4 protein-coding genes and 1 pseudogene are annotated in these 7,803 nt (G+C 56.3%); 1 reads left to right on the top strand and 4 read right to left on the bottom strand.

The features are described 5' to 3' along the window. The 4 genes and pseudogenes from AC0L2C_RS33880 to AC0L2C_RS33865 all read right to left on the bottom strand — a co-directional run. A pseudogene (locus tag AC0L2C_RS33880) lies at nucleotides 1-134 on the bottom strand (electron transfer flavoprotein subunit beta/FixA family protein); the annotation flags it as partial. Between the two features lie 93 nt (nucleotides 135-227). Beyond that, nucleotides 228-1,079 carry a formyltetrahydrofolate deformylase gene (gene purU, locus AC0L2C_RS33875; RefSeq protein WP_473525498.1) on the bottom strand — a complete coding sequence of 284 codons (852 nt, stop codon included), beginning with the start codon at nucleotides 1,077-1,079 and terminating at the stop codon, nucleotides 228-230. A 120-nt stretch (nucleotides 1,080-1,199) separates the two neighbouring features. After that, on the bottom strand, nucleotides 1,200-3,653 hold the full coding sequence (locus AC0L2C_RS33870) for a GcvT family protein (protein WP_473525497.1): 2,454 nt from the start codon (nucleotides 3,651-3,653) through the stop codon (nucleotides 1,200-1,202). A gap of 17 nt (nucleotides 3,654-3,670) precedes the next feature. Further along, nucleotides 3,671-5,140, bottom strand: coding sequence for an aldehyde dehydrogenase family protein (locus AC0L2C_RS33865; protein ID WP_473525496.1), 1,470 nt, complete (start codon nucleotides 5,138-5,140; stop codon nucleotides 3,671-3,673). 668 nt (nucleotides 5,141-5,808) lie between these two features. On the opposite strand from AC0L2C_RS33865, the gene AC0L2C_RS33860 reads away from it, so the two are divergent. Then, the gene (locus AC0L2C_RS33860) at nucleotides 5,809-6,987 is read left to right on the top strand and encodes a M24 family metallopeptidase (RefSeq protein WP_473525495.1); all 1,179 of its coding nucleotides are present in this window, start codon (nucleotides 5,809-5,811) and stop codon (nucleotides 6,985-6,987) included. The last annotated feature ends 816 nt before the right edge of the window (nucleotides 6,988-7,803 follow it).

The raw sequence follows: 7,803 nt of genomic DNA, 5'->3' as shown, positions 1-7,803 counted from the left end.
TCTTCGACCGCGATCTCGTCGAACGGGTTCATCGCCATCTTGACGTTGGCGAGTTCCACCGCCGAACCGTCAGCCTTGACACGAACCTTCACATTCGCATCCACAACCCGCTTCACGGGCACAAGGATCTTCATATCATACCTCCAACAGCAAGCATTGTCTGGTAGCTCAACCGCTGCGCCTTTTGTATGCAGAGCACCGACAAGCAGCAGACCCCACCAAATCTTTCACCCCGGGAAGACGACAGTTTTGGTGCCGTTTACAAGTACTCGATCCTCCAAATGGCACCGTACTGCGGAGGCCAGTACCCGCCGTTCTATGTCACGACCCTTGCGCACAAGCACATCCGGCGAGTCAGAGTGGCTGATCTGTTCGACGTCCTGTGCGATGATTGGGCCCTCATCGAGATCTGCGGTCACATAATGTGCAGTCGCACCGATCATTTTGACTCCGCGGGCATATGCTTGGTGATACGGCTTCGCGCCCTTGAAGCCTGGCAGGAAGCTATGGTGAATGTTGATGCAGCGCCCTGATAAGAAGGCCGAGAAATCGTCCGACAATATCTGCATATAGCGCGCGAGCACAACGAGTTCGGCGCCCGTCTCACCTACAATTCCCTTGATTCTTGCCTCCTGCTCGGACTTGGTGTTCCTGGTTATTGGCAGATAATGAAACGGCGCATCTCCGAGATCGCGAAATATTTCGCGTGGATGGTTCGAGACTATGCCGACCACCGCCATGCTCAGTTCTCCTATCCGCGTTCGATAGAGCAGATCTACGAGACAGTGATCGAACTTAGATGCGAGCAACAGCACTTTACGCAGCTGATCACGCGGGCGGATCGCCCACCTCATCTCGTAGTGGCGTGCGACCGCGCCAAAGGTCTCAATGACGGTTTTGACCTCAGTGTCCAATCGCAATGCAAACACCACTCGCATGAAGAAGCGGCCTGTTTCGCCGTCCTCAAACTGCGCCGCCTCTACAATGTTCGCCCGGTAGTTGAAAAGCTCGGCTGTCACACGAGCTACGATGCCGGGTTGATCCGAACACATGAGAGTTAGTACGAAGGCGGAGGTCATCAGTGGCTGTTGCTCCAGGACGAGGCTACAGCCCTTGGCTGAGAGCGCTAATGGTGTCGGATGATTAACGTGTAAGCCCAACTGGTCGCTTAACGGAAGTCGCGGTCATTTGCGGTTTGGTTAGCGGGTCTCGCCGAGCAGCGTTTTGGCGAGCCACGGCTTTAGTTGCACAGTTGCTGGATATCGGTCGCCCGCGACTTCCAGCTCCCAGCTTCCCTCTTTCAACCATGGTGCGGTCACGCCATCTGGGTTGTGCACATAGCCCATACCTATAGCGCTTCCGACCGAATGCCCAAATGCTCCAGACTTCAGAAAACCGACCCGCTTGCCGTCGCGCCAGAGAGGCTCCGCACCGTGCAAGAAGACGTTTGGAGCGTCAGCCCGAACCTGGCACAGGCGCTTTGGAAGTGAAGCACCCCGCTGCCGTTCCAGCGCCGAGCGGCCCAAAAAGTCGATCGGCTTGTCCCATGCAATTGCGAATCCCAAGCCCGCTTCCAAGGGCGTATCCTCGTCTGTGATCTCCAGTCCCCAATCGCGATAGCCGCATTCCATTCGGAGAGAGTCCAAAGCGTGGTAGCCCGCAAGGCGGAGACCAAACGGCCCTCCATTCGCGGCCAGAGCTTCGTAGACAGATGCTGCCATGTCCGTGTCTATGTGTAGCTCCCAGCCGAGCTCCCCCACAAAGGACATTCGGACCGCAAGAGCGATGCCGTCCCCTATTTCGATGGTGCGAGCCGATCCCACGGGGAAGCCCTCGTCACTGAAATCGTCCGGACTCACAGTCTGGAGCAACGCGCGCGATTTGGGGCCCATGACGCTAATCGTCGATTGGCCAGGCGACACATCCACTACTGAAACGGCGTCAAAGTCTTTGCCGTGCCTTCGCAACCAGGCTAGGTCGCGCGTTTTCTGAGCAGCTGTTGTGACAGCTAAAAATGATCGTTCCGCCAGTCGCGTCAGGGTAAGATCAGACTCAAAGCCGCCGGTTTCGTTAAGCCAACCAGTGTACACGGTTCTTCCGACCTGGACGTCAACGTTCGCAGCTGAAATGCGCTGGAGTAGAGGAAGCGCATCGCGACCTTCTATGCGGACATGCTGAAATGAACTTTGATCGAACAAAGCTACGCTCTCGCGCGTCGCAACGCACTCGGCTTGCTGCGCTGCAAACCACCCTGGTTTTCCAAAAGAATACTCAGCAGTGCTTCCCTGTTGAGCAAACCATTGCGGCCGCTCGAACCCGGCAGCCTGTCCAAAATGGGCCCCCGCCGCAGTCAATTGCGAGTGGAGGGGAGATCTACGAATTCCGCGTGCGCTTTCTGGCTCCAACAAAGGCCAGTGCACACCATAGAGCATGCCCATGGCTTCACTGGTTCGCTTCTCCAGGTACCGTCCGTTGCGTTGAAACGGCATTGCCCGGCGCACATCAATATCCCAGAAATCTGCGCCTGGAACTCCATCGACTATCCAATCGGCCAGCAGCTTTCCCGCCCCCCCCGAGGATTCGATGCCACAGGAATTGAAGCCAGCAGCAATAAACAGCCCATCGAGTTCTGCGGCTGGACCGAGGAGGAATCGATTGTCGGGCGTGAAACTCTCTGGCCCATTGAAGAACAGCTGAATGCCAGCCTGACCTAGCACCGGCATCCGATGCATCGCATTCTCAAAGTAGGGCATAAAGTGATCGAGGTCGTCCGGTAGCTGATCAAAGCAGAAGTCAGCCGGTATACCGCCTGCCCCCCAGGGCTTACCAACGGCCTCGAAGGATCCCACCAGAAGTCTACCGGCGTCTTCCTTGATGTAGACGCGCCCATCTAGATCGCGAATAGTTGGCATGTCGTGCGAAACTCCAGGGATGGGCTCCGTCACGGCGTAAAAGTGCTCGGCCGCATGGAGAGGGACAGATACTCCTACCGAGGCAGCAAGCTCGCGGGTCCACATGCCACAACACAGAACGATATGATCGCAAACTATATTCCCTTGGCCAGTCCGGACTCCCGTTACGCGATCGCCAATGCGGTCAATCCCAGTGACCGTCACCCCCTCCAAGATACGTGCACCGCGCTGGCGCGCACCGGCTGCAAACGCGCGAGCGGTGTCGATCGGATTCGTTTTACCATCGTTCGCGATCCAGGCGGCACCGACCATATCCGCTTGATTGAGATGCGGCACAATTTCTAAAGCTTCCTCCGGGGTGATTATGTCGACTTCCAGTCCGAAATTGCTGGCCATCGAAGCTGCATGCTTGAGCTCCTGAAGGCGCTCACGAGTCGCAGCCACCGTAAGCGAACCACACCGCCGAAATCCGGTTTCTTGGCCAGTTTCGACAGCGAGATTGCTAAACAGATCAGCAGTATAGGCCGCGAGTCTCGACGAATTCTCTGTCGAGCGGAGCTGAGTTACCAAGCCTGCCGCGTGCCAAGTGGTCCCGCAGGTAAGTTCTTTTCGTTCCAGCAGAACGACGTCACTCTCGCCTTTTTTCGCAAGATGGTAAGCAACGCTAAGGCCAATGATTCCACCACCGACCACAACAATACGAGCGTGCGAAGGTATATTGGTGTGTAGTATTTTATCCAATGTCGTGCCTGTCGAGTTTAGAGGATCACTGTATCATTGAGGCCAGGACACACCTGACCGCCATTTGAGATATCGCTGGTAATTGTCGTTCTTGATTCAGTGATGATGAGGAGTTTCTTTTCGCTCATCGCGCTAATTGAGTCGGCAACACCCTCGCGCCCCAGACCAGCCGCGCCGACACCCCCGAACGGCATTGCGTCAATACGGAAATCAGTACTGTCATTGATTATCACCGCGGCGGCGTTAGCCCTTTCAAATGCAGCCGTAACCAGCGAAATTGACTGCGTAAACATCGCGACGTGAATGGCATCTGGCCCGTTTTGGATTTGGCCAAGCAAATCTGAGTCGTCCTGGGCCTTCTCGATTGTCGAGACAGGCCCAAAAAGCTCGTTCCCGAGCAGCGTGTGGCGCGCTGGGAGTCCTGCAACCCATGTCGGTCGCATGCGAGCACCCTCGATCTCACCGCCGCAAAGCACGGTGGCGCCAGCTCGCTTCATGTTTTGTACGCTGCGGCCCAGAGACCTTGCTAACGCAGTATCGACCAACGGCCCAATGTCCGTTGTTTCGTCAATCTTACGGCCCAATCGGATGCCGGCAGCTCGTGCGACAAGTCGCTCTGTCAACTCTGCGACCACTCTGTCGTCCGCAATGATTCTCTGTGCACGGACGCAGTTCTGCCCAGCCGCCCAAAACGCACCGCTATTGATCGATTGAGCTGCAGCTTCGATGTTAGCGTCAGCTGCGACGGCCACGATACCCACGCCCCCCAGTTCGAGCAGGAGCCGCTTGACGCCCGACTGATGAGCAATGCGCTCTCCAGCATCCCGTCCGCCCGTGAAAGAAATGATGCGCGGACGTCGGTCGGCTACGAGCATGCCCCCGACTTCGGCGCCCCCAATCACTATCTGGATCCGATTCTCACTTGCGCCGCTTGCAAGAAAATGTTCGACGAGACGAATGGCGCTGAAGGGCGTTTGGGGGTGGGGCTTGAGTATGACGGGACATCCCGCCGCAAAAGCAGGGCCGAGCTTATGAGCGACTAGGTTCAGCGGGTCGTTGTAGGGCGTAATGGCTACCACTAGCCCCGCCGGTCGATTTGCCCAGCAACCGAGCCGGCCTTCGCCAGCGGGAACCTGATCGAACGGAATAACCGACCCAACGTTTTGCTTCGCCTGTTCGGCCGAAAGGCGAAGTGTTTCGATGGCACGCTTGACCTCCGCCCGAGCCTCACGAATGGTTTTAATGCCTTCGCGCGCTATGAGATGGGCGTGACATTCGGCTTCCGCCGCCACCCTGTCGGCAACCTCCTGCAGAATTCGGACTCGCTCATGAATGGCAGGCGGTCGTTCGCGACTCGCTCGATAGCCGAGATCTAAAACACGGTTCACGTTATTAATCGAAGTCAACGGGGTTTCGCCGACGACATCTCCGTCGTCTGGGTCACAAACCACCAAGCAGCTATGATTGACGTTTCTGGCGCTCGCCATTGTTAGCACATGCCTTCTCGACAAAGATGGTGAGAACGAAAACCCGGAAGGTCTCTCTGGAACAGCCTGCGCGCGATAAGTTCGCGATCAATCCTCAGGTCAAGTAGACGTTCTGAGTGAGCCGTCTCATCAGTAAAAGGCCGTAGGACTGCCGCACGGTCCACCGCGATGACGATTTCCATATTCATGAACAGCCTTATCAGTACTCTGGTGGATTTGGCCTGCACCGGGCGAACCATCAAGCAATCTCAGTATCTATATCCGTTCGGGTTCGCTTAAATTCTACAAATCTCCGATGAACGAGGATGAAAACCTGCATTCAAGCCGATTGTTGAACGGGTTTTCGTACCGTTGGGCGGGTATGGCTCTGCGCTGTACCATTTCTGAGATACGGCGTTCTAGCTGCGAGCGACTTTTCTGCGGGGCAAAATCTCAATGCGTTTTCAGACGGAACATACTGCGCGTTTTCTGCGAATGCGGGCATATGGCGCAGGAAATCGGCGCCGTTCACCCTGACAACGCGGTATTTCCGCATTGCAGTTCCGTATGCTCTGACCCGAGCACGCGATATAACGTCGTAGCCCATAACGGCGGGGCAGCACCAAACAACGCAGTTCGCTTGGCGAGGACAGATGTGGTGACGTCCGGTTAAAGCAGGGGAACCAAATATGGAAAGAATTCTTTATTTCGAGCGGGCGGAATTTGCTATACGCCTTGCGAGCGTCAAGGCGGAGATGTCAAAACGCGGCCTCGATTTGCTACTGGTCTCCGAGCCACCGAACCTCAACTATCTCACCGGCTATGACGCCTATTCGTTCTATACACCCCAAATGGGGATTGTAGCTCTTGATCGCGACGAGCCCATCTTCATCACTCGTGGCATGGATACGACGTCTGCGAAGATTACGACCTATCTCTCGGACGACAGTATCCGCGGCTTCCCTGATAACTACGTCAATTCCTCAGAATTGTCCCCTTATGAGTACGTCGCGGGCGTGGTCAAGGAAATTGGAGGGGAAAAGGCGACGATTGGCGTCGAGATGGGCGGTTACTACTATTCTGCGCGGGCTCATGCAGACCTTGTCAAAGCGTTGACCCAGGCGAGCTTTGTAGACGCGGACCTGCTGATCAATTGGATTCGGCTCGTCAAGAGCCCCGCCGAACTGGTGTTCATGCGTGAGGCGGGGCTGATCGGTGATGCCGTGCTAAGAAGGGTTGTCGCCACGGCAGAGCCGGGTGTGCGGGAGTGTGACCTCGCGGCAGCCGCATATCACCAGGAGATCTCAGGTACGCCTGAGCTCGGCGGGAGCTATAATTCTTCGGTCGTGCACCTCGGCGTCGGAGAAAGGGCGCTCGCCCCCCACTCGTCATGGACGGATAAACCACTGTCGCAATCGACAGTGATCAACATAGAGGTTCACGGCACGCGCCGTCGCTATCAGATTAATGTGAGCCGGACGATTTGCCTGGGCAAACCTTCCCCGGAGTACGAAAGGCTCGCAGATGTGGCCATCGAAGCGTTGAACGCCGGCCTAGATAGTGTTCGCCCCGGACGCGCCTGCTCGGAGGTGTACGGGGCTTTCCACAAGGCGCTGGCCCGCCACGGGTTCGAGAAGGATCAGCGGATCGGATACCCGATCGGCATCGGTTATCCACCGTCAGTAGCAGAGCGCACCGCGAGTTTACGCAAGGAAGAGAAGACAGTTCTCCAATCAAGGATGTGTTTTCACATGATGACTGGTTTGTGGCTTGGGGATCAGGCGGTAACCATTACCCAACCCTTTGCAGTCACAGAAGCCGGGTATGAGCCGCTGACTTTCACGCCACGCATGCTGGTCGTCAAATAGTCGGTCCCTCGTTCGACAATCATACGATCTGTCACGCAATGGCGAAGCCGCCTAATGATCGGCAAATAGGGCTGAGGACATAACATAACGCGATGGCTGTGGCCCATTCCATTTGGGTCCGCCTCCGCGGACGAACATGAATGGTTAACACGGCTAGGCTAGCTGCACGGGGCGAGGACAGCAAACGGCGTGGATTTGTGGGCAGTTGTGCCGAGCTCGAACATGGACTGGCTGCTGGGCTTTCGCCCTCATTCGGATGACCATTTTTTTAGCTGCTGCAGATCGGGCAGTTGGGCCTATTTGTTAGCACATGAGAGCACCATCCCATCCTGAACTCGTTCGCCTCGCGGCAACGCCAACATGAGTCCGTGATGAGAGTTGGAGAATAATCTGGCCTTCGACACTCTCTCCGGGATGCCATTATAGTCTACGTCCCCCGCGGGTTTCAATGAAGCCTGTTTTAAGAGCTCGTTCGCGCAACGCTGCAGGCCGCCTTGACTAGCGAGTCTCCTAAACTCGATAGAGACGGAAGAAGGCACAGCGGTATACTATCAAGATCTTCTCACCTTTCGTCGTAGCTGCTGACCCGCTCCGGTTGGCCTCGGAGTTGCCGATCTCCCCGAACCTCGTTCGCCGAATCGAATTTGCCATCCTGGGGCCTAGGTCCGACCAAGTCAGCAAGGTGGCTATCTAGATCTACATTGAAGGTTGATAGAGCCTCGGTGAAGGTCAATTCCCTGCGCTGGCCATGCGTCGTCCCTTGATCGCCTTCTCCAGCCAGCCGATCTCCATTTCGGGGACTGAGGACAAGAGAAG

The organism is Mesorhizobium sp. WSM4845, from assembly GCF_055811455.1.
This window is presented reverse-complemented; position numbering and strand designations above follow the sequence as displayed.